26 protein-coding genes and 2 riboswitches are annotated in these 24,774 nt (G+C 65.7%); of the genes, 16 read left to right on the top strand and 10 right to left on the bottom strand.

Annotation, left to right across the window (positions count from 1 at the left end):
• The first annotated feature begins 82 nt into the window (after positions 1–82).
• From DU478_RS05775 to DU478_RS05745, 8 genes are all read left to right on the top strand, one after another.
• Positions 83–718, top strand: a complete 636-nt coding sequence (locus DU478_RS05775) for an isochorismatase family cysteine hydrolase (RefSeq protein ID WP_114509989.1) — start codon at positions 83–85, stop codon at positions 716–718.
• Between the two features lie 74 nt (positions 719–792).
• A complete protein-coding gene (locus DU478_RS05770) occupies positions 793–1,428 on the top strand; it encodes an isochorismatase family cysteine hydrolase (RefSeq protein WP_114509988.1) in 636 nt (211 codons plus the stop codon).
• Between the two features lie 83 nt (positions 1,429–1,511).
• Complete coding sequence (locus DU478_RS05765; protein WP_158545746.1) at positions 1,512–1,922, top strand: nuclear transport factor 2 family protein; 411 nt, start codon at positions 1,512–1,514, stop codon at positions 1,920–1,922.
• 300 nt (positions 1,923–2,222) lie between these two features.
• The gene (locus tag DU478_RS05760; protein WP_114509986.1) at positions 2,223–3,617 is read left to right on the top strand and encodes an MATE family efflux transporter; all 1,395 of its coding nucleotides are present in this window, start codon (positions 2,223–2,225) and stop codon (positions 3,615–3,617) included.
• A 590-nt stretch (positions 3,618–4,207) separates the two neighbouring features.
• Positions 4,208–4,453: a hypothetical protein gene (locus tag DU478_RS23280; RefSeq protein ID WP_233501127.1), complete on the top strand. Its 246-nt coding sequence runs from the start codon at positions 4,208–4,210 to the stop codon at positions 4,451–4,453.
• The gene (locus DU478_RS05755; protein WP_233501126.1) at positions 4,447–5,337 is read left to right on the top strand and encodes a site-specific integrase; all 891 of its coding nucleotides are present in this window, start codon (positions 4,447–4,449) and stop codon (positions 5,335–5,337) included. Before DU478_RS23280 ends, DU478_RS05755 begins: the two co-directional genes overlap by 7 nt.
• A complete protein-coding gene (locus tag DU478_RS05750; protein ID WP_114509985.1) occupies positions 5,286–5,690 on the top strand; it encodes a hypothetical protein in 405 nt (134 codons plus the stop codon). The genes DU478_RS05755 and DU478_RS05750 overlap by 52 nt, the downstream gene beginning before the upstream one ends.
• 146 nt (positions 5,691–5,836) lie before the next feature.
• Complete coding sequence (locus tag DU478_RS05745; protein WP_114509984.1) at positions 5,837–6,880, top strand: DUF7146 domain-containing protein; 1,044 nt, start codon at positions 5,837–5,839, stop codon at positions 6,878–6,880.
• A 289-nt stretch (positions 6,881–7,169) separates the two neighbouring features.
• Here DU478_RS05745 and DU478_RS05735 read toward each other — a convergent pair whose 3' ends face one another.
• Both DU478_RS05735 and DU478_RS05730 read right to left on the bottom strand, forming a co-directional pair.
• Positions 7,170–7,664 carry an ABC transporter permease subunit gene (locus DU478_RS05735; RefSeq protein ID WP_446307592.1) on the bottom strand — a complete coding sequence of 165 codons (495 nt, stop codon included), beginning with the start codon at positions 7,662–7,664 and terminating at the stop codon, positions 7,170–7,172.
• 8 nt (positions 7,665–7,672) lie between these two features.
• Positions 7,673–8,095, bottom strand: coding sequence for an ABC transporter permease subunit (locus DU478_RS05730; protein WP_233501125.1), 423 nt, complete (start codon positions 8,093–8,095; stop codon positions 7,673–7,675).
• A 98-nt stretch (positions 8,096–8,193) separates the two neighbouring features.
• Positions 8,194–8,328, top strand: a riboswitch (TPP riboswitch).
• A 34-nt stretch (positions 8,329–8,362) separates the two neighbouring features.
• On the opposite strand from DU478_RS05730, the gene DU478_RS05725 reads away from it, so the two are divergent.
• Both DU478_RS05725 and thiD read left to right on the top strand, forming a co-directional pair.
• Positions 8,363–8,812 (top strand): NUDIX hydrolase, encoded by a 450-nt coding sequence (locus DU478_RS05725; RefSeq protein ID WP_114509983.1) that lies wholly within the window; start codon positions 8,363–8,365, stop codon positions 8,810–8,812.
• Positions 8,809–9,615: a bifunctional hydroxymethylpyrimidine kinase/phosphomethylpyrimidine kinase gene (thiD, locus tag DU478_RS05720; protein WP_114509982.1), complete on the top strand. Its 807-nt coding sequence runs from the start codon at positions 8,809–8,811 to the stop codon at positions 9,613–9,615. The genes DU478_RS05725 and thiD overlap by 4 nt, the downstream gene beginning before the upstream one ends.
• Here the strand turns inward: thiD and thiE are convergent.
• Genes thiE through thiC form a run of 3 tightly spaced genes read right to left on the bottom strand, consistent with a single transcriptional unit; the run spans position 9,604 to position 12,841 of the window.
• Complete coding sequence (gene thiE / locus DU478_RS05715) at positions 9,604–10,242, bottom strand: thiamine phosphate synthase (protein WP_114509981.1); 639 nt, start codon at positions 10,240–10,242, stop codon at positions 9,604–9,606. The genes thiD and thiE overlap by 12 nt on opposite strands.
• A complete protein-coding gene (thiM, locus tag DU478_RS05710) occupies positions 10,239–11,042 on the bottom strand; it encodes a hydroxyethylthiazole kinase (RefSeq protein WP_114509980.1) in 804 nt (267 codons plus the stop codon). Before thiM ends, thiE begins: the two co-directional genes overlap by 4 nt.
• A complete protein-coding gene (gene thiC, locus DU478_RS05705) occupies positions 11,039–12,841 on the bottom strand; it encodes a phosphomethylpyrimidine synthase ThiC (RefSeq protein WP_114509979.1) in 1,803 nt (600 codons plus the stop codon). Before thiC ends, thiM begins: the two co-directional genes overlap by 4 nt.
• Positions 12,842–12,945: 104 nt before the next feature.
• Positions 12,946–13,064: riboswitch (TPP riboswitch) on the bottom strand.
• A 144-nt stretch (positions 13,065–13,208) separates the two neighbouring features.
• Between thiC and DU478_RS05700 the strand changes: the two genes are divergently transcribed.
• Positions 13,209–14,099, top strand: a complete 891-nt coding sequence (locus tag DU478_RS05700) for an NAD(P)-dependent oxidoreductase (RefSeq protein ID WP_114509978.1) — start codon at positions 13,209–13,211, stop codon at positions 14,097–14,099.
• 8 nt (positions 14,100–14,107) lie between these two features.
• Here the strand turns inward: DU478_RS05700 and DU478_RS05695 are convergent, their stop codons facing one another.
• The 3 genes from DU478_RS05695 to DU478_RS05685 form a co-directional block, all read right to left on the bottom strand.
• A complete protein-coding gene (locus tag DU478_RS05695) occupies positions 14,108–14,335 on the bottom strand; it encodes a hypothetical protein (protein WP_233501123.1) in 228 nt (75 codons plus the stop codon).
• Between the two features lie 46 nt (positions 14,336–14,381).
• A protein-coding gene (locus DU478_RS05690; protein WP_114509977.1) for an IS3 family transposase occupies positions 14,382–15,550 on the bottom strand; the annotation gives its coding sequence in 2 pieces (ribosomal slippage) (positions 14,382–15,286 and positions 15,286–15,550; 1,170 coding nt in all).
• A 50-nt stretch (positions 15,551–15,600) separates the two neighbouring features.
• The gene (locus tag DU478_RS05685) at positions 15,601–16,791 is read right to left on the bottom strand and encodes an MFS transporter (protein ID WP_114509976.1); all 1,191 of its coding nucleotides are present in this window, start codon (positions 16,789–16,791) and stop codon (positions 15,601–15,603) included.
• Positions 16,792–16,859: 68 nt separating this feature from the next.
• Here DU478_RS05685 and DU478_RS05680 point away from each other — a divergent pair, with 68 nt between their 5' ends.
• Together DU478_RS05680 and DU478_RS05675 are read left to right on the top strand one after the other, a co-directional pair.
• Positions 16,860–17,270 (top strand): helix-turn-helix domain-containing protein, encoded by a 411-nt coding sequence (locus tag DU478_RS05680; RefSeq protein ID WP_114509975.1) that lies wholly within the window; start codon positions 16,860–16,862, stop codon positions 17,268–17,270.
• A gap of 216 nt (positions 17,271–17,486) precedes the next feature.
• Positions 17,487–17,867, top strand: a complete 381-nt coding sequence (locus DU478_RS05675; protein ID WP_114509974.1) for a carboxymuconolactone decarboxylase family protein — start codon at positions 17,487–17,489, stop codon at positions 17,865–17,867.
• Between the two features lie 7 nt (positions 17,868–17,874).
• Here the strand turns inward: DU478_RS05675 and DU478_RS05670 are convergent, their stop codons facing one another.
• Positions 17,875–18,546, bottom strand: a complete 672-nt coding sequence (locus DU478_RS05670) for a DUF1045 domain-containing protein (RefSeq protein ID WP_114509973.1) — start codon at positions 18,544–18,546, stop codon at positions 17,875–17,877.
• A gap of 45 nt (positions 18,547–18,591) precedes the next feature.
• On the bottom strand, positions 18,592–19,518 hold the full coding sequence (locus tag DU478_RS05665; protein ID WP_114509972.1) for an isoaspartyl peptidase/L-asparaginase family protein: 927 nt from the start codon (positions 19,516–19,518) through the stop codon (positions 18,592–18,594).
• Between the two features lie 202 nt (positions 19,519–19,720).
• Between DU478_RS05665 and DU478_RS05660 the strand changes: the two genes are divergently transcribed.
• From DU478_RS05660 to DU478_RS05650, 3 genes are all read left to right on the top strand, one after another.
• Positions 19,721–20,581, top strand: coding sequence for a cyanophycinase (locus tag DU478_RS05660; RefSeq protein ID WP_114509971.1), 861 nt, complete (start codon positions 19,721–19,723; stop codon positions 20,579–20,581).
• The gene (gene cphA, locus DU478_RS05655) at positions 20,568–23,213 is read left to right on the top strand and encodes a cyanophycin synthetase (protein WP_233501122.1); all 2,646 of its coding nucleotides are present in this window, start codon (positions 20,568–20,570) and stop codon (positions 23,211–23,213) included. Before DU478_RS05660 ends, cphA begins: the two co-directional genes overlap by 14 nt.
• Positions 23,214–23,294: 81 nt before the next feature.
• Positions 23,295–24,593: an ATP-grasp domain-containing protein gene (locus DU478_RS05650; protein ID WP_114509969.1), complete on the top strand. Its 1,299-nt coding sequence runs from the start codon at positions 23,295–23,297 to the stop codon at positions 24,591–24,593.
• Positions 24,594–24,774 lie beyond the last annotated feature (181 nt).

Here is a 24,774-nt window from a genome sequence, read left to right as displayed (position 1 = left end):
ACGCAGAGCGCCTGATGCACGCGATGGCACGACAGGGACCGGGCAAGCCGGTTTGACGACACCCCACTGAAAGGACCATCTCATGGCACATACCGCTTATCCCGCCGGCAGCACGGCGCTGCTTTGCGTCGATCCCTATAACGATTTCCTCGCCGAGGATGGCAAGATGTGGCCCGCCCTCAGCGAGGTCTCCAGATCGGTCGATCTTCATGCCAATCTGGTCAAAGTCCGTGTGGCCGTGCGTGAGGCCGGGCATCCGATCTTCATCCTGCCCCATCACCGCCACCGCGACGGCGACTTCGAGGGGTGGGCACACCTGACGCCGTTCCAGGCCGCGGCCCATGAACACCAGATGTTCGCCGAGGGCAGCAAGGGCGGAGACTGGTACGAAGGGTTCGGCCCCGACCACGGCGACATCGTCGTCAAGGAACACTGGGGCGCATCCAGCTTCGCCAACACCGACCTCGACGTGCAATTGCGCCAACGCGGTATCACCCATGTCATCTTCGTGGGCGCGATCGCCAATACCTGCACCGAAGCCTCCGCACGATATGCGGCCGAGCTTGGCTATCACGTAACCCTCGTGCGCGACGCAACGGCGGCCATGTCGGCGGAAGCGCTGCATGCCGCGCACGAGATCAACGGCCCGACCTATGCCCATGCCATTCACAGCACGGCTGAAGTTGTCTCGGCACTGACCGGCGACGGCGCGCTATGACCCCGGGCGATGCCGAAGCAACATATCGCTTCGTTCAAGCCGGAACTGCCGCCCAACCCCCAGAGGAATGACCCATGAACGACACCCAGTATCCCACGGACCGGACAGCGCTTCTGTGCATCGACCCCTACAACGATTTTCTGGCAGAGGGGGGCAAGATGTGGCCGGCGCTGAGCGAGGTTGCCACATCGGTCGGCCTTCATGCCAACCTGGCCCGGATCCGGGCGACGGCCCGCGAGGCAGGCATGCCGATCTTCATCCTGCCCCATCACCGGCACCACGCCGCGGACTTCGAGGGATGGGCGCACCTGACGCCATCTCAGGTTGCAGCATACGAATACCAGTTGTTCGCCGACGGCAGTTGGGGCGGTGATTGGTACGACGGGTTCGTTCCGGACACAGGCGATATCGTCATCAAGGAACACTGGGGGGCATCCAGCTTCGCCAACACCGACCTCGACGTGCAGCTTCGCCAGCACGGGATCACGCACGTCATCTTTGTCGGACTGATCGCCAATACCTGTATCGAGACGTCAGCCCGACAGGCTGCCGAACTCGGATATCACGTGACGCTTGTCCGCGATGCAACGGCGGCCATGTCGATAGATGCCATGCACGCCGCCCACGAGGTCAACGGTCCGACCTATGCACATGCGATCCTCACAACGGCCGAGGTGGTCGCAAATCTTGGGGTCGAGAAGGCCGCATGATCCCGGCGCCGTGCGGGCAGTCTCTCGATCACGCGGTCGTCACGACCGCTCAGCGCATGGTTTCAGACAATCAGGAGGCTCTCATGAGCATAGCCAACTCAAACGCGGACGGAGGGGCACACAGTCCACGCGGCCAAACCACGTTGGACGAATGGCAACGCATCTTCCTTCAACGGGACTGGGACGCTTTACCGGATCTTCTTGCAGACGATGTGACGTTCCACACCCCCGTCGACGCCGTGCCGCTGCACGGCAAGGATGCCTTTGTCGCCAGCTTGAAGCAGTCATTCAGCATCTTCGAGACCTTCGCCTACGCGCGGGACTTCGCGGGTGACGACGGCCATGTGCTGGAATTCCGCGGCAGCGTCGGCGGTGCGACCTTCACCGGAATAGACATCATTCGCTTGGATGAAGCGGGAAACGTGACCGACCTTGTCGTCATGATCCGACCCGCGTCGGCCTTAATGAAGCGTGGAGGAGAAGCCGCCTCATAATCCCTGGGGGCGCGGCCGGAACGCTGTTTGCGAAACGCGCTGCGTCGGACATGCCCTGAGGACGGCTTCGCCGAAGTGCTTTCCGCATCGCCATCGCGACGATCCATTTTCCGGCGTTTGGCACTCGGACTTTGGCATCGACGGGCGCGGACGGCAGTGCCCATCGATTTCCTCGTCACCCGACCTCATTTTCGAGATAGTCATAGCATATTGGGCGCACAGACCGGGCGCCCGAACCGGAACCTCGGCCCTCCTCCGTAAAAACGCGGCGGAGGGACCAGACTCCAACCTGGAGGTCCCATGGCCGAAGCGCGCGCCGTTTTTCTCGAGGGCAGCCTTTTTCGCCACATCACGGTGATGGCGTTGACCTCGTCGGTGGGGCTGATGGCGGTCTTCGCGGTCGACTTCATCGACATGGTGTTCATCGCGATGCTGGGCAACGCGGAGCTGGCCGCGGCGGTGGGGTACGCGGGCGCGATCCTGTTCTTCACCACCTCCTTCGGCATCGGCATGGCCATCGCGGCGGGCGCATTGGTGGCCCGGGCGCTGGGACAGGGCAATGCTGACCTGGCCCGCGCGCAGGCGGCGGCAGCGCTTGTCTGGGGAGTGATCTTCGGCGCGATCTTCGCCGCGGCGGTCTGGCTGAACCTCGAGGCACTGGCCGCTCTGATTGGGGCATCGGGCGAGACGCTGGATCTCGCCGTTCTCTATCTCAGGATCATCGTGCCGAGCCTGCCGTTCCTGATTGTCGGGATGGTGGGCGGCGCGATCCTGCGGGCCCATGGCGATGCGCGCCGCGCGATGATGGCGACGATCTGGGGGGCGCTGGTCAATGCGGTGCTCGATCCAATCCTGATCTTCGGGCTTGGGCTCGACCTGACGGGCGCGGCTCTGGCCAGCGTGGCGGCGCGGCTTGTCATCGCTGGCACGGCGCTGATCCCGATCTTTCGCCACCATGGCGGACTTGTGCGCCCCGGTATCCCGGAGTTGTCCGTGGCCCTGATGCCCATCGTGACCATCGCCGCGCCGGCGATCCTGACCCAACTGGCGACGCCCCTCGGACAGGCCGTCGTCACCCGCGCCATGGCAAGCTTCGGCGAGGCGGCGGTGGCGGGCATGGCCATCGTGAGCCGGATGACACCGGTCGCCTTCGGCGTGATCTTTGCGCTGTCCGGCGCCATCGGTCCGGTGATCGGGCAGAACTTCGGCGCGGGGCGCATGGATCGGGTCAGGCAGGCCTGGCGCGACGGGCTGCTGTTCTGCGGGATCTTCACCCTGGCCATGACCGCGATCCTCTTTGCTCTGCGCGGCCCGATTATCGCACTCTTCGATGCCGAAGGCGTCACGCGCGACCTGATCGTACTGTTCTGCGGCCCGCTGGCGCTGGCCTTCTTCTTCAACGGGGTGATCTTCGTCGCCAACGCGGCCTTCAACAACATGGGCCATCCGTTCCGCTCCACTTGGATCAACTGGGGGCGGCACACGCTGGGCACCGTGCCTTTCGTGCTGGCGGGCGGCGCGATGTTCGGCGCGGCGGGTGTGTTGATCGGTCAGGCTTTGGGCGGCGTGATCTTTGCTGCCATGGCCGGCGCGATGGTGCGGCGGATGATGGATGGAGAAGCGGGAACGCCCGCGCCGGAAGGGCCTTTCGACCGCCAGGCGCGGCTCATGAGCCTGATGCACCGCCGCCGCTGACCCAGCCGCCGCGACGTGGCAAAATTCGTCTTCCGTGTGGAGACCAGCTGATGATGACCGGAAGAGGCTCACGCAACCGACTTCGCGGCTATATGGCCCTTTCCTACAACCTCGGAACAACACTGAAGAAACTGGCCGCAGCCATGTAAATCTATCCCTTTCGCATGAGCAGATACCGTTCCGAGAAGGAACCGAACGTCCGGTTTCGAGCATTGCCTCGGATGTTGCCTCAGTCGCCGCGATTGATCGCGTTCCGCCCTTTCTGACGACCGGAACACGTCCGACGAAAGTGCTTCCAGGTGAACTTGGTGCTACGATTGATGTGAAACTGAGATTAGAGACGAGTTTCAGGTGCAACATTCGGTGCAACAGATTTCGCCTGCGTCAGTTTCGGCCAACAAAACAAGGCATCTCGGGATGCCTCGCCACCATCCATCATCGGGGCCGCAGACAATCTAGCGTGATGATTTATTTGCATTTTTGTGTATCTTCAAACTGTTGGCGGCGGATGCTGCTACGCTGGAATACGCCTCAATATCCCCGAATTTGCCCCTCTACGACGACTCATTGCACACACAGCACACACGAAAATGGCCTCCATCACCAAGCTCCCCTCCGGTGCCTACCGGGTCCAGATCAGACGAAAGGGCCGCTACGCGAGCGAGACGTTCTTCCGCCGCGACGACGCCCATCGTTGGGCCCGCCAGGCGGAGACCCGGGTCAATCAGGGGCTGGCGCCGAACAAGTCGTCCGTCTCCCGCCTCCAGACCTTTGGCGACCTCATTGATCTTCATATAACCGATATGTGCGAGGTAGGGAAACCGCCGCGTTGCTAGCCAAGGCCGCCACGCTCACGACGCTCAAGCGCGATCTGGGCAAGGAGAAGATCGGGCACCTCGACCGGCAGAAGCTGATCGACTACGGCAAGATGCGGGCGGAGCAAGGTGCGGGCCCGGTGACGCTCGGGATCGATATCGGGGTGATCAAGATGATCATTACCCACGCGGCAGCCGTACACGGGCTCGACATTTCTCCCGAACCCGTTGATCTGGCACGTGTCGCGCTCAAGCGTCTCGGCCTGATCGGCAAAGGCACAGAGCGGGATCGTCGCCCCACCACGGACGAGTTGAACCGCCTCTTCCGCTGCTTCGATGACAACGAACGCGTGACGACACCGATGACGCGGATCGTGAAGTTCGCTGTGGCCACCGCCATGCGGCTCGACGAAATCTGCCGCGTCGAATGGACCGATCTCGACGTCGACCGCCGCATGCTCCTGATACGCGACCGAACAGACCCACGCAACAAGACCGGCAACGACCAGCGGATCCCGCTCTTCGCCGCCACGGGGTTCGATGCCTGGGCGTTGGTAACCGAACAGGCCAAGGAACTCGGGCACGCAAGAGGCCGGATATTTCCCTACAACTCGAGATCGGTCGGAACCGCCTTCCGGCGCGCCTGCGTCGAGGTCAGCGTAAAGGTTCCGCATTTCCACGATTTGCGCCATGAGGGCACAAGCCGCCTGTTCGGGGCCGGATTCGCGATCGAACAGGTCTCGCTGGTCACCGGCCACAAGGATTGGAAGATGCTGCGCCGGTACACGCATACCAGCGCCGCCCGCGCGCCATTGCGCATGCGGATGTGCTGGCCGGGACCTTCGGGCTCGACATGGCCAAGGCGGGCTGGACGGCGACAGGCGCCAACTGCCTTGACCGCGTGACCAAGGCGCGCATCCTCGAGGCCGTGTGCGAGGCGAAGGGTGAGGACGCCGCCGACCGGATCGCCGGGCTGAAGAAGACGGAAATGGTGACGGCCGCCGAGGACCTGCTCGTGGGTACCAGCTGGCTGCCGGACCCGCTGCGCACGCCGCCGCTGCCGGAAGAGGACGCGCCGGAGATCGAACTGGTCGACCATGCGGACACCGCGGATGAAGAGCCTTCGAACGACGATCCTGACAGCGGCGAAGCGCAATCGGCGGAAGACGGCGGCGAATCGGCTATCGGAGATTCCGCCCCCTCGGCAGAAGATGATCCCGTCGCCGGTGACGCCTTCGCCCGGACAGCAGCCGAGTGACCTTCGAGCAGGTCGGAGCGTTCGTGCCCTGGCACAGGTCCCCCGGACCTTTGCCGACCGGGCACTCACTCCCCCCGAGTTCCGGCAGCCGGGGTCCGCCAGAAATGGCGGGCCCCTTTTTCTATCCACGACAGGAGGCACAAAGCATGCACAGCCCCGCCGCCGACATCGCCCGCCGCCTTGCCGAGGATGCCGAGGCCGTCTGCCGTCACTACCTTACGAACGGGCGCAAACAGGGCCGCTACTGGATCGTTGGCGATGTGCAGAATACGCCGGGCCGCAGCCTCTACGTTCGGCTGACCGGTCCGAACTCCGGCCTTGGTGCGGCTGGCAAGTGGACCGCTTCCGCAACCGGGCAGCACGGGGACCTTCTGGACCTGATCGCCCTGAACATGGGGATCACCACGCTGAGGGGCACGCTGGACGAAGCGCGCAGGTTTCTGAGCCTGCCGCAGACAGACAGGCACCGCGCCAACAATCCGCCAGCCTCTCGCGGCTCACCCGACGCGGCGCGGCGGCTCTGGGCCATGGGCCAGCCCATGTCGGGCACCTTGGCGGAACGCTATCTCGAAGGGCGCGGCCTCACTGGGCTGGGCAATCTCGATAGTCTCCGGTTTCACCCGAACTGCTTTTATTGGCGCGAGGATCACGCACTGAACGATCCGCCCGAGACTTGGCCCGCCCTGCTCGCCAAGGTGACGGACCTCGATGGACGGCTCACCGGCCTGCACCGCACCTGGCTAGACCCCGCCACTTCGGACAAGGCCCCGATCATTCCACCGCGCAAGGCGATGGGCAATCTCCTCGGCCATGGTGTTCGCATCGGCAAACCGGTCAGCGTGCTGGCCGCAGGCGAAGGGCTGGAGACCATGCTCTCCCTGCATCTGGCCCTGCCGAAGCTTCCTGTCGTGGCGGCTTTGTCCGCCAACCATCTCGCAGCCCTGCAGCTGCCCGCCGATCTGCGACGCCTATACATCGCCGTCGATGCCGATCCGGCAGGCCTGTCCGCCGCGGACCAACTGGCGTTTCGGGCCAGACAGGTCGGGATCGACGCGATCCACCTCTCCCCCCGTCTCGGCGATTTCAATGACGATCTGCGGGCCAATGGCCGCGACGAATTGTGCGCGCATCTGCGGCCGCAACTGGCACCCGAGGATGCCGTGGCCTTCCTCGACCACGCCGATCATTGATCGGGATCGGCGCAGTCGGCCAGCGCCTCCGCGATCAGAGCCACGCCTTCCGGCCTTCCGAGAGCGGGCTAGACGGAGCAGCGCCTGAACGGGCCCGCAATGGCAAGCCATCCTCCGCTTTGCTTCGGCCGCCGCAGGCGCGGCGGTGCAGACCCGCCCGGCCCCCGCTTTTCCGTCGCCCGGGAAGGCCGCGAGAGGCGCGGTCTTCGACAACCGGAGACAACATCATGACCGAGCCCCATGTTCAAACCCGATCCTCGACCGCCGTCGTGCTCGAGGAACTGCAGCTCTACGGCTGGCGCCCCTTCACGGACGAGCCCGATCCCCGCCCCTTGCCGGAGGCCGATGCCATTCGCACCGCCGTCGCCGACATCTTCGACGCGCTCGTCTCGACGCTGTCCGACACGCGGCTGGTGCTTTGCAGCGGCCCCATGCGGGCGAAGAAGATGATATATCCAAGAGCCGCAGCGGCCAGCGCCCCGAACCCGGCCGCCGCCGGGAGCGCCCAGATCAGCGTGTTTCCGGTCGCGGGAGCGAGGTTGATGGAGACGACACTGCCGAAATAACCGCCCAGTCCGTAAAAGACCGTCTGACCGAGGCTCAGCAGTCCGCCACGCCCCCAGACCACGTCGAGACTGAGACCGAGAAGCCCGAAGATGACCCAGGATGTCGCGACGAAGGCCAGATAGGGGTCGATCTGTCCGGCCAAGGCGAGAGCCAGGAACACCGTGACGGCCGGAAAGACAAGGCCCGCGTGTTTGTAGAGTCTTGCAGAGAATGACATGGCGGGCCTCACAGTTTGCGGCGCCACTTGGCCGAGATCCCCATCGGGTAGAGCCAAAGCAGCAGTGCGGTGATGACGAAGAAGAAGACGTCGCCGACAACGGAGGTCATGAAGATTGCGGTCACGGATGCGCCTCCCCCGAGACCGATTGCCGTGAGTGCGCTGCCGGTCAAGGTGACGGGTCCAGCCACGACCACCGTCAGGAACGCCTTGATGACGAAGGCAAATCCCATCGAAGGGGTTGCGGGTACGATCGGAAGGAGAACCGCACCTGCAAACCCTGCCAGCCCGCACCCGACCGAGAAGGTCAGCATGTTGGTGCGGGAGGACTCGATTCCGATGGCCTGTGCCATTTGCGGCACCTGGATCGAGGCGCGCGCCTTCATGCCGTAGACCGTTTTCGTCATCAGAAGATAGACGAAGACCAGCATCGCGGCAGCCACACCGATCATCAGAAGCGGATAAGCATCTCGACCCGGAATGGCGCAGCGCGGGCGGCGTTGATTTCGGGCGCCGTCCTGATAGGGTGCCCCCCACCTAGGGGTGTCCCGACAAGGGGCTGAGATATCGCTGGCGCGTCGGTCGCAGGGTCGTCGCGCAGCGCGGTGACCCTTTGAACCTGATCCGGATCATGCCGGCGAAGGGACAGGACAGCAGCGCCCTCTTGCCCTTGCCGGCCTCAACATGACGAGGCCGACGTGACATCTCCATCGACAGACCCGCGCCCGATATCGGCGACCATTGCCGTCCTTATTCGCGACAACCAGGTGCTTCTCGTGCGCCGCGCAAATCCGCCCGATGCGGGCCTCTGGGGCTTTCCGGGCGGGAAGGTCGACCACGGCGAGACGCTGTTCGGCGCCGCGACACGCGAACTGACCGAGGAAACCGGCGTCGTCGCCGCGCCGCTCTGCGTAAGCACGGCCCTCGACGCGTTCGACCGCGACGCCGCCGGCACCCTGCACCGACACTTCATTCTGATCGCCGTGCTGTTCCGATGGCTCGCCGGAGAGCCGGTTGCCGGCGACGACGCTCTGGAGGCGCGATGGGTCGATCTGGGCGTACTGAAGGAAAACGAACTCGCGCTGAGCCGCGATGTGGCCGAGGTCGCGCTCCAGGCCGCAGCGCTGATGTCGGAGGTGCCGGCATGATCGCCAATGTCCTGACCATCGCTGGCACCGACCCTTCGGGCGGCGCCGGCATCCAGGCCGATATAAAGGCCATGTCGGCGCTTGGCGCCTATAGCTGTTCCGTCATCACGGCGGTGGTCGCGCAGAACACTAAGGGTGTCCGCTCGTTCCAGGCGCTCGACCCCGATTTTGTCGCCGCCCAGATCGACGCAGTGCTGGACGACCTGCGCATCGACGCGGTGAAGATCGGCATGATCGCAAACGCGGGCATCGCCCGCGCCGTGGCCGACCGGCTGCGCCATCACGGGGCGCGCAACATCGTGCTCGACCCGGTGATGGTGGCGAAAAGCGGCCATGCGCTGCTGGACCCCGAGGCGGTCTCGGCGGTGCGCGACAGCCTTGTGCCGCTGGCTCGTGTCATCACCCCGAACCTGCCCGAGGCGGCCGTCCTGCTGGATCGCGACGACGGTTGGACCGCCGAGACGATGCAGACCGCCCTGCCCGCGCTACTGACGCTCGGCTCCGAGTACGTGCTGCTCAAGGGGGGCCACCTGGCGGGCGCAGAGAGCACCGACCTGCTGGCCGGACCCGAGGTCACGCAGACCCTGCGCGCCCCGCGTATCGCCACGACCAACGATCACGGCACCGGCTGCACCCTGTCCTCGGCCATTGCCGCGCTCTTGCCCCATCACGATATGGCCGAGGCCGTGGCCCGCGCCAAGGCGTACCTGCACGCTGCGCTTGCCGAAAGCGTCTCGCTGGATGTGGGCCACGGCCATGGGCCGGTGCATCACTTCCACGCGTTCTGGGGGTCAGGCGGTTAGGGCGTCGATCCTGTCCTTGAGGGCGCGGGCGGCGGCCTCGGGGTCCGGCTGGCCGCAGATCGCCGACACCACGGCGACGCCTTGCGCGCCGGCCTTCAGGGCCTGTGCCACATTCGCGGCCTTCAGGCCGCCGATTGCCACGGCGGGCACGGGGCTGGCCGCAACCTGCGCCGCCAGCCCGTCGAAGCCCACGGGCGCCTTGTGATCGCGCTTCGACGGCGTGGCAAAGACCGGCCCGGCACCGATGTAGTCGACCAGCGCCGGATCGACGGCGGCAGACAGCGCGGGCGTCTCGACCGACAGGCCCAGCACCATCGCCGCACCAATCCGTTCCCGCGCCTCGGCCACCGCCATGTCGCCCTGCCCGATGTGCAGCCCGTCCGCACCGATTGCGATGGCGGCCTCCACGTCGTCGTTCACGATCAGCGCCGCGCCGGTCCCCGCCAGCGCCGCCTTCAGCGCACGCCCCGTCTCGATCATCCTTGCCGTGTCGGCGGTCTTGTCGCGCAGCTGGACCACCGTGGCCCCGCCCGCCACGGCGGCGCGGGCCGTTTCGACCATGCCGACCCCGGCGCAAAGGCCGGGATCGAGCACGAGGTAAAGCGAGAGGTCGGGACAGCGTCTCATGCCGGGCCCGCCGCGTCGTGGATGACCGCGCCTGCCAGCGCCTCGGGCGTGACCGCCGCCAGCGCGTCGATAAAGCGCGGCGCAAAGCTGCCCGGCCCCGCGGCGCCCTGATGCGCCCGCGTCCCGGCCACGGCGAAATGCGCCAGCGCGCCGACGGCGGCGTCGAACGCGTCCTCGGCCACAGCCGCATAGGCGCCACAAAGGCAGGTCAGCGAACAGCCAAGCGCGGTGTTCATCGGCATCAGGGGCGACCCGCCCTCGATCCTCACCGCGCGGCTGCCGTCGGTCACATAGTCCACCGCGCCGGTCACCGCGATCACGGCGCCGCTGGCCTGCGCCAGCCGCCGCGCACCCTCTTCCGCCGCCGCGACCGGATCGCGTCCGTCGACGCCCTGCCCTTGGCTTGTCTCCCCCGCCAGCGACAGGATTTCCGAGGCATTGCCCCGGATGATCGTCGGACGTTCGGCCACCAGAGCCTGCACCACCTCGCGGCGATAGGCGGTCGCCTGACAGGCGACCGGGTCCAGGACCCAGGGCCGCCCGGCCCGGTGCGCGCCGCCGATTGCGGCCTGCATGCCCTCCACGAAGGGCGGTGACAGGGTGCCGATGTTCACGGTCACGGCCCCGGCGATCCCGGCGAATTCCTCGGCCTCTTCGGCGTCCGAGACCATGGCCGGGCTGGCCCCTGCCGCCAGCAGCACGTTGGCCGCGACGTTCATGGCGACGTAATTGGTGATGCACTGGACCAGCGGCGGCGTGGCGCGCAGGGCCGTCAGAAGCGTTTCAGGGGTCTGACTCATGCCTTGTCCTCCAGCGGGATGTAAAGGTTTCCGCCCTCGCGGAATTTCTCGGCCATGCGTTCCATGCCGTCCCTCTGCGCATCGGCGCGGATGTCGTGGGAAATTTTCATCGAACAGAACTTCGGCCCGCACATGGAGCAGAAATGCGCGACCTTGTGCGCCTCTTTCGGCAGGGTTTCGTCATGCATCGACCGCGCGGTTTCGGGATCGAGCGAGAGGTTGAACTGGTCTTCCCAGCGGAACTCGAACCGCGCGCGGCTGAGCGCATCATCGCGAATCTGCGCCGCCGGATGTCCTTTGGCCAGGTCTGCTGCATGGGCCGCGATCTTGTAGGTGATGACGCCGGTCTTGACGTCGTCGCGATCCGGCAGCCCGAGGTGTTCCTTGGGCGTCACGTAACACAGCATCGCCGTGCCGAACCAGCCGATCATCGCCGCGCCGATGCCGCTGGTGATATGGTCATAGCCCGGCGCGATATCCGTCGTGAGCGGCCCGAGCGTGTAGAACGGCGCCTCGCCGCAGACCTGCAACTGCTTGTCCATGTTCGCCTTGATCTTGTGCATGGGCACATGCCCCGGCCCCTCGATCATCACCTGGCAGTCCTTCGCCCAGGCGATCTGCGTCAGTTCTCCGAGCGTTTCGAGTTCAGCAAATTGCGCCTCGTCATTGGCATCCGCGATGGAGCCGGGGCGCAGCCCGTCTCCAAGGCTGAAGGACACGTCATAAGCCCTTGCGATATCGCAGATTTCATCGAAATGCTCGTAGAGGAAACTCTCGCGGTGATGGTGCAGGCACCACTTCGCCATGATCGAGCCACCGCGCGACACGATCCCCGTCACCCGGTCCACGGTCATCGGGATCATGTGCAAGCGGACCCCTGCGTGAATGGTGAAGTAGTCCACCCCCTGCTCGGCCTGTTCGATCAGCGTGTCGCGGAAGACCTCCCAGCTCAGGTCCTCGGCCACGCCGCCGACCTTTTCCAGCGCCTGATACAGCGGAACGGTCCCGATGGGCACGGAGCTGTTGCGGATGATCCAGTCGCGGATGTTGTGGATGTTGCGCCCCGTCGACAGGTCCATAACCGTATCCGCGCCCCAACGCGTGGCCCAGACCATCTTTTCCACTTCCTCGGCCATCGAAGAGGTTACCGCCGAATTTCCGATATTGGCGTTGATCTTGACGAGGAAGTTGCGCCCGATCGCCATCGGCTCGGCCTCGGGGTGGTTGATGTTGGCGGGGATGATCGCCCGGCCCAGGGCGATCTCGTCGCGCACGAACTCGGGCGTGATGACATCCGGGATCGCCGCGCCGAAACTTTCGCCGTCGCGCGCCTGCTTTGCCGCCTGCGCCTTGCGCCCGAGGTTTTCCCGGATCGCAACGAATTCCATTTCCGGCGTGACGATCCCGGCGCGGGCATAGGCCATCTGGGTGACGGCCCGCCGCCCGGCGGCACGGCGCGGGGCGTGGCAGACGGGAAACTCCGGCACCAGCCGCGCACCCTCGGCAAAGCCGTTGTCCTCGGGCTTCACGTGGCGGGCGCCGTAGCTCTCGGTATCGCCTCGCGCCGCGACCCAGCCCTCGCGCAGGCGCGGCAGGCCCCGGTCGATCGCGATCTCGGCCTCCGGGTCCGTATACGGGCCGGAGCTGTCATAGACGGTGACGGGCGGCTCGCCCGCCGTGGAATGCAGGTCGATCTCGCGCATCGGTATACGGATATCTGGGTGGCGTTTCCCCGCGTGCCAGACGCGTCGGGAGGCGGGCAGCGGGCCCGTGGTGACGGTTGGGGTCAGGTCTTTCATCGGTGGGAGCCTCCAGAGCTCAAAGCGTTGGAGACCCAGTTCTGCGCCCGAATGGGATTGCCGGTGTGGTCATCGCCCCCACATGCATGACGTGGTCGGCGGCCCGCGCGGCCAGTGCACCATCCCTACGCCAGTGTGAACTGGATCAGGTTCATCGGGTCACTGCGCTGCACGGGTGCCAGCAGTATCTCAGCCTCTTGTCGAGACCCCCCGGGTGAGTGCGGGCAGGCTGCGCGGCAAACGCGCCGATGTCAACACGCGCGGCGCACATACCTACCCGAATTCCCAAATCCGGAGTTCGGATCAATTCGTTATTCCAGGCGATCCAGGTCAGCTAGGCTGCCTCCCGCAGCGGAGGGTGACAGCCATGCAAAAAGGAGAACAGATCGGTTTCATCGGGCTGGGAACCATGGGCGCGCCGATGGCTCTGAACCTGCGCCGCGTCGGACAGCCGCTGATGGTCTGGAACCGGACGCCGGAGCGCGCCGCGTCCCTGAAAGAGGCCGGGGCGAAGGTGGCGGCCGATGTGGGCGACCTCTTCGTCCACTGCACAACGGTCATCCTGATGCTGGAGAACGCGGCCGCGACCGATGCCGTGCTGGGCCGCCGCACCGGGGCTTTCGCGGGCCGCGTCGCCGGGCATTTGATCGTGTCGATGGGCACGACGTCTGCACAGTATTCCCGGGGCCTGTCACGCGATATCGCCACCGCAGGCGGGCGCTACGTGGAGGCGCCGGTCTCAGGCTCCCGCAAACCGGCGGAGGCGGGGCAACTCGTCGGCATGCTCGCCGGACCTTCGGAAGAGATCGAACGCCTGCGTCCCCTGCTGGCGCCGATCTTCAAGCAACTTTTCGACTGTGGCGCCGTGCCCGCCGCGCTACAGATGACGACGGCGGTCAACACCTTCCTGATCACCCTGGTCATCGGCCTTGCCGAAGCTGCGCATTTCGCCGCGCGCCACGGGCTCGACATGGACCGCTTCGCCAACATTCTCAACGCCGGGCCGATGGCCAGCGATGTCTCCCGCGTGAAGATCGACAAGCTCTGCCGCCGCGACTTCAGCCGACAGGCGGGCATATCGGACGTGCTGAAAAACAGCCGCCTGGTCGTCGAGGCCGCAAAGGCCGCCGGCACCGCCCATCCGCTGATGGAACTCTGCGTGGGATTGTATGAGGCGACAGAAAAGATGGGCGGCGCTCAGCAGGACATGATCGCCGTGATCCACGCCCTCGAATCCCGGGCAGAGAGGCCGCAGTGACCCGGCCCCTAGCGCGTCACCGCCATCACCGCGCTGCCACCGCTCATTATCCCGCCGCCGGCATAACCCATGCGGCGACGCGCGCGATGACCGTCAAAGAGCCGACCAGCCTGCTCTGCGATCAGCGCGTATCCGGCCAGCAGCACCACGACAACAAGGCTCGATGTCACCGTCAGCACCGCAAGCTGCAGGGGCAAATCGCCTTGCGGGTCGATGAACTGCGCCAGAAAGGCCATGTCGAACACGATTGACCTGCCCCAACGAAGTGGTCCGGTTTCAGTCTTAGTGCATGATGGGCCTCGGCGCTACGGCCGGCGTGGCCGGCGAAGCGGCTCCGGATGGCGGAGCCGGCCACTGCACAACCTCTGGAGCTGGCGGTCGATAGCCCAACGATGAGTGTGGGCGCTTTGTGTTGTAGTGTTGGCGCCAGCCCTCGATGACGATCTTCGCCTCGGCTAGGCTATAGAAGATTTCGCCGTTGAGCAGCTCGTCGCGTAGCTTGGCGTTGAAGCTCTCGCAATAGCCGTTCTCCCACGGTGATCCTGGCTCGATGTAGGCGGTTCGGGCGCCGACGGCAGCGATCCACTCCCGCACGGCCATAGCCACGACCTCCGGTCCATTGTCCGACCTGATGTGATCCGGCACACCTCGCAGGATGAACTGGTCCGACAGAACGTCGATGACATCCGTCGATCTCAGCCGACGATCGATCCGTATAGACAGACACTCTCGCGTGAACTCATCGATCAGGTTGAGCATACGGAACTTCCTTCCATCGTGGGTCCGGCTCTCGACGAAGTCGTAGGACCAGACATGGTTAGGCCGCTCCGGTCGCAGACGGACGCACGACCCGTTGCCCAGCCAGAGGCGACTTCTCTTCGGCTGTTTCTGCGGGACCTTCAGCCCCACCCGCCGCCAGAGCCGCTCGACCCGCTTCACGTTCACGGCCCAGCCGGCATCTCGGAGGAGAGCCGTGATGCGCCGATAGCCATAGCGGCCATACTGAGAGGCGAGCGCGATGATGTCTGCGGTGAGCGCCTCTTCGTCGGGACGCCCGCGCGGCACCTTCCGCTGGGTCGATCGGTGCTGGCCGAGCACACGACAGGCAAACCGCTCCGAGACTCGGAACTTCTGCCGGACATGGTCGACGCAAGCACGGCGGCGGGCGGGGCTCAGTAGTTTCCCGAGGCAGCTTCTCGCAGGATCAGCTTCTCGAGCGTGAGATCCGACACGGCCTTCCGGAGCCGCTCGTTCTCCTTCTCCAACTCCTTCAGACCCTTCACCTGGTTCGTCTTCAACCCGCCATACTCCTTGCGCCAACGGCAATAGGTGAACTGCGTGACGCCGATCGTGCGCACCGCCTCGGCCACAGACCGGCCTTGCGACACCAACACGTCGACCTGCCGGAGCTTCGCGACAATCTCTTCGGGTTCGTGCTTCTTCTGGGGCATTCCTTCGTCCTACATCTGGCTCGAAAGCCTACTTCACGGAGGACCACTTTTTAGGGGGCAGACCAGCCGCGCTGCGCCTGCGACGCCCCGGACAGGACCGCGGTGTTGTTGGCCGCTATGAACATCTGGAACGCCGGGGTCAGCACGATCAGCGCCGCGATATAGCCTCCGACGCCGAAAATGCGCGGCAGAAACGCAAGGCAGAGCAGTCCAAGCATGGTTTGCACCAGCCCGGCAACCATCACGCGCCGGGCGTCGAAGCGGTCGGTCAGCCGCCCCGCAGGCACCCCGGCGAGCGCCGCAACCACCGGTCCGACGGCCAGCACAAGCCCGACCTCGGCCTCCTCCAACTCAAGGGAGAACGTCAGAAAAAACGGCCCGACGACCAGCGTCGCCATCATCACGGTGCCGATCAGGCTATTCATGGCAAACGCCGTCCCCGTCCTCCTGTCCAGGAGCACGGTCACTGGGACAAGCGGCGTGCGCACCCGCGCTACGACAGCCACGAAGATCACGGTCGCGGCCAGCGCAGCCGACACGAGAAAGGCGGTTGAAGCAGGCAAGCCCGGGGCGCCGCCGCTCGCGGCGAGAGAATAGGCTCCGAGCGCAACGATGAGCGCAGCGGTCCCCAGGGGATCGAGCGATCCGAACGTCGCCGGGGGCCGTGTCCCGTCGCGCCGGATGGCGAGAACCGCAACGACCAGCGCCAGCCCGGCCATCCCGGCAAGCAGCCAGAAAGCCATCCGCCAGTCGCTCCAGGCCAGAATGAGACCGCCGAGCGCGGGGCCGAGCGCGGTTCCGGCGGCAGAGGTGGTTCCCAACAGGCCCATGAACGCGCCGAGATGCCCGGACGGCACCATATCGCGCGCGATCGACATCGGCAGCGCGATCAGGATCGCCCCGCCCGCCCCCTGACACGCGCGCGCCAGAACCAGGACCCCGATGCTCGGCGCCGTCGCACTCAGGACCGACGCGGCCGCAAAGATGACCAGCCCGGCAATCAGGACCCGGCGATGGCCGAGCAGATCGCCAAGCCGCCCGGCCGACACGATGGTCACCGTCACCGCCACCAGATAGGCCAGCATAACCCATTGCGCCTCCGAGACGGTCGTTCCGAAGCTGCGTGTCAGGCTCGGCAGCAGCACCGAGGCAATGCTGATGCCGAGCGAGGCGGTCAGGGTGGCGGACGCCAGCGCCACCAGGATGGACAGCGGCGCGCGTCTTTCGGTCGGTCGTGTCATGGTCGATTCTCTTGCGTTGACGATTGGCGAGGGCTACCCTGCCACTTCAAGTCAACTTGAGGTCAACCGTGAAACTGATCGATATCGGCGTCCTTTCGGAACAAAGCGGTATGTCCACTTCGACGCTGCGCTATTACGAGGACATCGGCCTGATCCAATCGGTCGGGCGGCACGGTTTGCGGCGGCAGTTCGATGCGCAGGCTGCCACGCAACTTGCGTTGATCTCATTGGGCAAGATGGCCGGGTTCTCGCTGGACGACATAAAGGAGATGTTCGCCAAGGACGGCGCACCGCAATTGCCGCGCGCCGAACTGCACCGGCGTGCAGATGCGCTCGACGCCCAGATCCGCGGTCTCACCCGATTGCGCGACGCACTGCATCATGTCGCGGATTGCCCGGCCGAAACGCATATGAAATGTCCGAAGTTCAAGCGCCTGATGGACTTCGCCGCCCGCGCGAAAGCCAGACGACAGGCATGAGAGCTTCCGCCCGAATAGCGCGGCTTACACCTCGGCGGCGTGCCGAACCGCGTATCCGCCCGCTGTCGGCTGCCGTTCCGCGCCTTTCCGCGCCCGCTGCCGGTGCAGCAAGTCGAGGCGCTGATCGACCGGGCGGAGGGCTGTTCGTCTAGTGGCCGCGGTGCGGACCGGCGGCCCACCTCAACCTTGAACCGTAACCTCCTGAAAGGACAGCACATGAGCACATTCGACGAAGACCTCTTCCTGAAAGGCCTGGAGCAGCGCAAGGCGACGCTGGGCGCGGACTATGTGGAGGGGACCATGGCCGCCGCCGACGATTTCTCCCGACCCTTCCAGGAGGCAATGACCGCCTGGTGTTGGGGGTTCGGCTGGGGCGACGACGCAATCGACGCCAAGACCCGGTCGATGATGAACCTGTCGATGATCGGCGCGCTGGGAAAGATGCACGAATGGGAGCTGCATTGCCGCGGTGCTCTCAACAATGGCGTCACCCGCGAGGAACTGCGCGCGATCATCCACGTCATCGCCATCTATTGCGGTGTGCCTCAGGCGCTGGAATGCTTCCGCGCCGCCCGAAAGGTGCTGGACGAGTCCTGAGCGCGCGTTATCCGGTCAGTGCATGGTCCTCGATCAGGGCGAAACCGCCCTCGGTCCGTTCGCCCACCAGCGCGATCCGGTCCAGAACGAAGGGCGCGGGCAGCGGCGGCAGGTGCTGGCGCAGTGTGTCCGTCCATGCGCCGATGTCGGCGCGCGGCAGCCGGCCCGTCAGCGTGAGGTGAAAGCGGAAGTCCTCCATCACGTAAGGATAGCCCCAGCGGGACAGATGCGCCTCTTGTCGCGGGCTAAGCTGCGCCGCGCGGCGTCTGGCAAGTTCCGCATCGGACGGGGGGGCGCGAAAGCCGTCGAGGTCGCGCACGCAGGCGGCCGCGATGCGTCCGATGCCCTCCGCGTCGCCCTCGGGGACCAGCGCCAGGAACCGGCCCAGCGGCACGAGCGCAAGCCCGTCGCAGCGCGCCGGCGCCAGTCTTGACGCCAAAGCCGTCACTGCGTCGCGCAAGGCGTCGAAATCCCGCCCCTCGGCCTGCCGGAACGGCGGTTTCAGCGTGCCGTGAAATCCGTATTTCCGCGGCGCCTCCGTCGCGTCGCGCAGCCCGGGCAGATCGAGTTGCACTGCCGCCGCGCCGCGCCTGACATCCCAGCCCAGCCAGCGCGCGCCGAAGTCCGCCAGCGCGCCTTCGGGCGGCAGGTAGTAGATCGCGTAGCGCGTGAAAGTCATACTGTTTTCCATGCTTTGGCCCCCGGCCGACCGGCACCGCGGCGGTCAGTAGATCGCCGTTTCCCGCCCCTGCCCTTCGCGGATTTGCGCGCGGTACATACCCTCGCAGTTGAACGGCATCGAGATCGCGCCGGTGTGGTCGACGGCGATCAGGCCGCCCGATCCGCCGATCCGCACCAGGTCCTGCATAACCACAGCCTCTGCCGCACGTCCGATATCCTGCCCCAGCAGCCGCATGCGCGCGTCGATCTCGTGCGCCACGCTCAGCCGCAGGTAGGCTTCGCCGTCACCGGTGGCGGACACGGCGCAGCTGGCATTGTCGGCGAAGGTGCCCGCGCCGATCATCGGGCTGTCGCCGACGCGGCCCGAGCGCTTGGCGGTCATCCCGCCGGTCGAGGTGGCCGCCGCGAGGTTGCCTTGCCGGTCGCGCGCCACCGCGCCCACGGTGCCGTGCCGGCGCGACGGATCGTCGTCGAGCGTGCCCTCGGCCTCCATCCGCAGTGTCTCGTCCAAGGCGTCCCGGCGCTCCTGCGTGAAGAAATAGTCCGCCTCCTCGAAATCCAGCCCGGCGGCGCGGGCGATCTCCAGCGCGCCAGCGCCGATCATCAGCACATGGTCGGTGCGCTCCATCACCGCGCGGGCGGCGAGGACCGGGTTGCGCGGACCGAAAAGCCCCGCCACCGCCCCGGCGCTGCGGTCGCACCCGTCCATCACCGCCGCATCCATCTCGTGCGTGCCTTCGCGGGTGAAGACCGCGCCGCGCCCGGCATTGAAGAGCGGCTCGTCCTCCAGCGCGCAGACCGCTTCGGTCACCGCATCGAGCGCGCTGCCATCAGCCTCCAATACCGCCTCCCCGCGCGCCATCACGCGGGCCAGCGCCGCGTGGCATGCCGCTTCGCGCTCGGGGGTCATGCTGTCGCGGGGCAGCACGCCCGCGCCGCCGTGGATGGCAAGGCTGAAAGATCCGCTCATGGTGAAGGCTCCGATGCTGGTTGGACGTTCGCATTCTCGAAAGGTCGGCCCCATATGATGCCGCAAATGCCGAAAACCTGTGCGGCAAAGGTGCTGTTGCCGCACCAAACCATCAATTCGAGTCTGGCAGCGCTGTCAACCGCCTGAGTTGCTGCTACACTCGGCCACAACATAGTGTGTTGTTCCTGGAAAGAGGTTCGAAATGAATATGCCCGTGAAGGTGCCAGCAAAAGGCGCTCTGATCGCCATCGGAGGGGCCGAGGACAAGACCTCGAACGCCGGTATCTTGCGCCGTGTCTTGAAACTGGCGGAGAAGGACACGCCAGTGGTCGGCGTGATCACCACCGCCAGCAGCATCCCCGACGAGGTCTTCGGCGGCTACAAGGACGTCTTCTCCGAGATCGGCGCGGGCGAGGTGCTGGACATCCGCATCCGCGACCGCAAGGATTCCGAAGCGGAAAAATACGTTGACATGATCAACCGGTCCGACATCGTCTTCATCTCCGGCGGCGACCAGATGCGGCTGACCAACATCCTCGGCGCGTCCAATGCCATCGCCGCGATCCGTCAGCGCCACGAAGAGGGCATGGTCGTGGCCGGCACCAGCGCCGGCGCCGCCTGCCAGTCGCACACAATGGTCTATGGCGGTCCCGCCGACGACTGTCTGCGCAAGGGCGCGGTGAAGATGGCCGCGGGCTTTGGTTTCGTCGACGATGTGATCGTCGATACGCATTTCCTCGAGCGCGGTCGGTTCTCGCGGCTGATGGAAGTCGGGGCCACGAATCCCGAGTACCTCGGCGTCGGTCTCGGGGAGGATGCTGCAGTCATGTTCGACGGCCCCCTGCTCCGGGTCTTCGGATCCGGTCACGTGATCCTCATTGACAGCACGGGCATTAGCGGTTCGAATGTCTTCGATCTCGCAGACGGTGAGGCGATAAGCGTCCACAACGTCACAATGCACGCGCTGGTCGAAGGTTATGCCTACAGCATAACGGACCGGCGGGTCCTGAGCCCGGAAGAGCTTGGGGCCGAAACCCTGGAGCATGCTTTTGCATATACTTGAATGCCGCGCCCTGCGCGGACCCAACTTTTACAGCCGTTACCAAGCCATCTACATGCGGCTCGACATCGGAGAGCTCGAAGACCGGCCCAGCGACCAGGTGCCGGGCATTGCCGAAAAGCTGGAACGCCTGATCCCGACGATCTACGAACACCGCTGCTCGGTCGGTGAGGCGGGCGGCTTCCTGCAGCGGGTCCGCAACGGCACCTATGCCGGGCACATGGTCGAACACGTCGCCATTGAACTGCAGAACATGATCGGCTTTTCGGTGGGCTACGGCAAGACCGTGGACAGCTATGAAAAGGGCATCTACCACGTCGTGTTCCGCTACCGCGACGAGGCGACGGGCCTGGCCGCCGCCGAAGCCGCCGTCGCCATCGTCGAACAGCTCTACAACGGCGAAGACGTCGACCTCGGCCCGCATATCGACCACCTGAAAGAGGTGCGCGATGCCAATGCGCTCGGGCCCTCCACCGGGTCCATCGTCAACGCCGCAAAGGCGCGCAACATCCCCTGGTACAACCTGACCGAAGGCACGAGCTACACGCAGCTGGGGCACGGCATCAAGCAGCGCCGCTTTCAGGCCACGGTCACGGATGCCTCCGGGATCATCGGCCACTCGATCGCCGATGACAAGGAATGGACCAAGCAGATCCTCGACGACGCCGGCGTCCCGGTACCGCGCGGCCAGGTCTGCTATTCCTTCGAAGAGGCGCAAGAGGCCGCCGCCTGGATCGGCTGGCCCGTGGTCACCAAGCCGCTGTCGGGCAACCACGGCCGCGGCGTCACCACCGACATCGCCAATGACGCCGACCTGCAGGCCGGCTGGGACGCCGCCCTCGCCCGGGTGCGCGACGATTCCGGCGCGGTCATCGTCGAAAGCTACATCAAGGGCGAGGATCACCGGATGCTGGTGATCGGCGGCAAGCTTGTCGCCGCCGCCCGCCGCCGCCCCGCCCACGTCGTTGGTGACGGCGAAAAGACCATCCAGCAGCTGATCGACATCGAGAATTCCGACCCCCGCCGCGGCGTCGGGCATGAAAACCTGCTGACGCAGATCCACGTCGATGTGCAGACCGAGAGAATGCTCGATCAGGCCGGGTATACGTTGGACACCGTCCTGCCCGAGGGCGAGATCGCCTTCCTGAAATCCACCGCCAACATCTCGACCGGCGGCACCGCGACGGACCTGACCGACGAGGTGCACCCCGAGGTCAAGTTCGCGATGGAACGGATCGGCCGGCTGGTCGGGCTCGACATCATCGGCATCGACCTCCTGGCCGAGAACCTCTCCGTGCCGCTGGACCAGCAATCGGCGGGCGTGGTCGAGGTCAACGCCGGCCCCGGCTTCCGCATGCACATGGCGCCGACCCACGGCACGCCGCGCCCGGTGGGCGAGCATGTGCTCGAGATGCTGTTCCCCGACCCCACCGACGACGGGCGCATCCCGATCACCGCGATCACCGGCACCAACGGCAAGACCACGACGACGCGGCTCACCACGCACATCCTGCGGCAGGCCGGCCATTCCGTCGGCATGGGCTGCACCGGCACCGTCGAGATCGACAACAACGTGATCCTGCGCGGCGACTATTCCGGCCCCGCCGCGGCACAGGCCGTGCTGCGCGAACCCACGGTGGAGCACGCGGTGCTCGAGGTGGCGCGCGGCGGCATCATGCGCCGCGGGCTGGGCTTCGACGAATGCGACGTGGGCGTGCTGCTCAACATCGCCTCCGACCACCTGGGCGAGCGCGACATCCACACGCTGGAAGAGCTGGCGCGCTGCAAGACCGTCGTGGTCGATGCCGCAAAGCGCAAGGAGAACGGCGGGTACTGCGTGCTCAACGCCGACGATCCGCTGGTGATGGAGCACGGCACCTACTGGGCGCGGGGCGAAATCATCTATTTCACCATGAACCCCGAGAACCCGGCGCTGGCCGAACATCTGGCCAGCCTCGGCATGGTGCTGACCGTCAAGCAGGGCAAGATCGTCATGCTGCGCGGCAAGGTCACGGTCGAGATCGTCGAGGTCAACGACGTGCCCATCGCCTTCGAGGGCCACGCGCCCTTCAACGTGCAGAACGCCATGGCGGCGGCGGCGGCGGCGATTGCCCACGGGATCGAAATCGACGACATTCGCGCGGGGCTGCTGACCTTCCACCCGACGCCCGCCCAGATGCCCGGCCGCACCAATTATTTCGAGGCCGACGGCGTGAAATGCCTGATCGACTACGGCCACAACGTGCCTGCTCTCGTGGCGCTCGAACCGCTGGTCAATGGCCTTGCCACGCAGCGCAAGATCGGCGTCGCCACCGCCCCCGGCAACCGCCGCGACGAGGATCTGTCGGCGCTCGGGGCACAACTGGCCAAGATGTGCGACACGCTCTACGTCTACGAGACCGACTCGCGGGGCCGCGCCGAAGGCGAAACCGCGAAGCTGATCCACGACGGCGCCGTCTCCGAAGGCAGCGCGTCGGTCGAGACGATCATGGGCGAACAGGAAGCGGTGGCCCGCGCCATCGGCGAGGCCGAGCCCGGCGATTTCCTGCTGCTGCTCGTCGACGATATCGAAGGCACGACGGACCGGCTCAAGGGCCGCAGTTTCCCGACCCAGGCCGAGATCGCCAGGGTATGAGCCCACCCCATCCCGGACCTGCGCGGGCGCGCCGCCGTTGTGGCCGCCGGCCGGGTCCGCCCCTCTGAGGGAGGACATAACATGACCAAGAACATTTTCGTTGTCGGCCTCAACGAGCTGAACGCCGAACGCCTCAAGCGCCTGCGCGGTGTCGAAGACGTGACCTTTCACCCGCTTCTGACGCCCGCGCAGGTGTCCGATACGCAGGATTTCGACATTCCCGCCATGCTGGAGGAGGCCGAGGCCAGGCTCGACGCCTTCGACGGCTCCATCGACGCCATCGTCGGCTATATCGACTTTCCGGTGTCGACCATGCTGCCGATCCTCTGCAAGAAATACGGCACACCGCAGGCCTCGCTGGAATCGCTGCTCAAGTGCGAGCACAAGTACTGGTCCCGCAAGGTGATGGCCGAGGTCATCCCCGACCACATCCCCAAGTTCACCGCCTTCGACCCGTTCGACGACGACGCGCTGTCCAAGATCGGCGAGGCCGACCTGCGCTTCCCGTTCTTCGTCAAGCCGATCAAGTCCTCGGGCTCTCGGCTGGGCTTCCGCATCGACAGCCCCGAGGATTTCGATTATGCCATCGAAAAGCTGCGGGCCGAGATCCGGTCGATCGGCGAACCCTTCGACCACGTGCTGAGCCAGGCCGACATCCCCGACGACATCAAGGCGGTCGAGGGCCATTACTGCATGGCCGAACAGGTCATCGGCGGCCGACAGTGCACCGTCGAAGGCTATGTCCACAACGGCGAGGTCTTCCCCTACGGCACCGTGGATTCGATCCGCTATCCGCAGGTGCTGAGCTTTTTCTACTATCTCTATCCCTCGACCCTGCCGAAACGGGTGCAGGACACGATGAACGAGATCACCCGCACGATCATGGCGCACATCGGCTATGACAACGCGGGCTTCAACATCGAATATTACTGGGACGAGGTCAGCAACAAGATCTGGCTGCTCGAGATCAACACCCGCATCGCGCAGTCCCATTGCGACCTCTTCGAGATGGTCGACGGCGTCAGCCACCAGCAGGTGACGGTGGACCTGGGCCTGGGCCGCAAACCCGACATGCCCAGCGGCGAAGGCCCCGAGAACGTGGCGGCGGAGTTCTTCTATCGTGTGTTCTTCAACGACGCGACTGTGGCGCGCGCGCCCTCCCGCGCCGAGGTCGAGGTCGCGGCGGAACAGGTGGAGGGCACGCGCATCTCGTCCTACGTCACCCGCGGCTCGAAACTGTCGGACCTGCCCGAGCAGGACGCCTACAGCTTTGCGGTGGCGTCGATCTGGATGGGGGCCAGCAAGCAGTCCAAGCTCTTGTGGAACTACGAACAGGTGATGAAGAAGCTGAACTACGAATTCACCGATATCGTCGAATAAGGCTGCCAGTAAGGGCTTCGCGCGGAATCGAGGCGCGCCGCCGCGCGGTCGCCGGACCGCGGGATGGCGAAACGGCGTTTGTGCAGCACACTTTATGCCGCCACATCCGAACGACGCTGCATCGGTGCGCTGACGCCAGCAAATCGCCAGCCCGGGGGGCGGTCTGGCGATCGCGCGGCGG

The organism is Thalassococcus profundi (assembly GCF_003344785.1).
GTDB lineage: Bacteria > Pseudomonadota > Alphaproteobacteria > Rhodobacterales > Rhodobacteraceae > Puniceibacterium > Puniceibacterium profundi.
The sequence above is the reverse complement of the archived record's forward strand: the minus strand, read 5'-3'. Positions and strand labels throughout refer to the sequence as shown.

Coding starts and splice junctions, on each gene's coding strand:
- DU478_RS05745 (WP_114509984.1), top strand. CDS start 5,837: ATGCACAGCCCCGCCGCCGACATCGCCCGCCGCCTTGCCGAGGATGCC.
- thiD (WP_114509982.1), top strand. CDS start 8,809: ATGATCGCCAATGTCCTGACCATCGCTGGCACCGACCCTTCGGGCGGC.
- DU478_RS05770 (WP_114509988.1), top strand. CDS start 793: ATGAACGACACCCAGTATCCCACGGACCGGACAGCGCTTCTGTGCATC.
- DU478_RS05665 (WP_114509972.1), bottom strand. CDS start 19,518: ATGAGCGGATCTTTCAGCCTTGCCATCCACGGCGGCGCGGGCGTGCTG.
- DU478_RS05760 (WP_114509986.1), top strand. CDS start 2,223: ATGGCCGAAGCGCGCGCCGTTTTTCTCGAGGGCAGCCTTTTTCGCCAC.
- thiM (WP_114509980.1), bottom strand. CDS start 11,042: ATGAGTCAGACCCCTGAAACGCTTCTGACGGCCCTGCGCGCCACGCCG.
- DU478_RS05730 (WP_233501125.1), bottom strand. CDS start 8,095: ATGCTGGTCTTCGTCTATCTTCTGATGACGAAAACGGTCTACGGCATG.
- DU478_RS05700 (WP_114509978.1), top strand. CDS start 13,209: ATGCAAAAAGGAGAACAGATCGGTTTCATCGGGCTGGGAACCATGGGC.
- DU478_RS05675 (WP_114509974.1), top strand. CDS start 17,487: ATGAGCACATTCGACGAAGACCTCTTCCTGAAAGGCCTGGAGCAGCGC.
- thiE (WP_114509981.1), bottom strand. CDS start 10,242: ATGAGACGCTGTCCCGACCTCTCGCTTTACCTCGTGCTCGATCCCGGC.
- DU478_RS05775 (WP_114509989.1), top strand. CDS start 83: ATGGCACATACCGCTTATCCCGCCGGCAGCACGGCGCTGCTTTGCGTC.
- DU478_RS23280 (WP_233501127.1), top strand. CDS start 4,208: ATGGCCTCCATCACCAAGCTCCCCTCCGGTGCCTACCGGGTCCAGATC.
- DU478_RS05670 (WP_114509973.1), bottom strand. CDS start 18,546: ATGACTTTCACGCGCTACGCGATCTACTACCTGCCGCCCGAAGGCGCG.
- thiC (WP_114509979.1), bottom strand. CDS start 12,841: ATGAAAGACCTGACCCCAACCGTCACCACGGGCCCGCTGCCCGCCTCC.
- DU478_RS05765 (WP_158545746.1), top strand. CDS start 1,512: ATGAGCATAGCCAACTCAAACGCGGACGGAGGGGCACACAGTCCACGC.
- DU478_RS05660 (WP_114509971.1), top strand. CDS start 19,721: ATGAATATGCCCGTGAAGGTGCCAGCAAAAGGCGCTCTGATCGCCATC.
- DU478_RS05750 (WP_114509985.1), top strand. CDS start 5,286: ATGGCCAAGGCGGGCTGGACGGCGACAGGCGCCAACTGCCTTGACCGC.
- DU478_RS05685 (WP_114509976.1), bottom strand. CDS start 16,791: ATGACACGACCGACCGAAAGACGCGCGCCGCTGTCCATCCTGGTGGCG.
- DU478_RS05695 (WP_233501123.1), bottom strand. CDS start 14,335: ATGGCCTTTCTGGCGCAGTTCATCGACCCGCAAGGCGATTTGCCCCTG.
- DU478_RS05650 (WP_114509969.1), top strand. CDS start 23,295: ATGACCAAGAACATTTTCGTTGTCGGCCTCAACGAGCTGAACGCCGAA.
- DU478_RS05735 (WP_446307592.1), bottom strand. CDS start 7,664: ATGTCATTCTCTGCAAGACTCTACAAACACGCGGGCCTTGTCTTTCCG.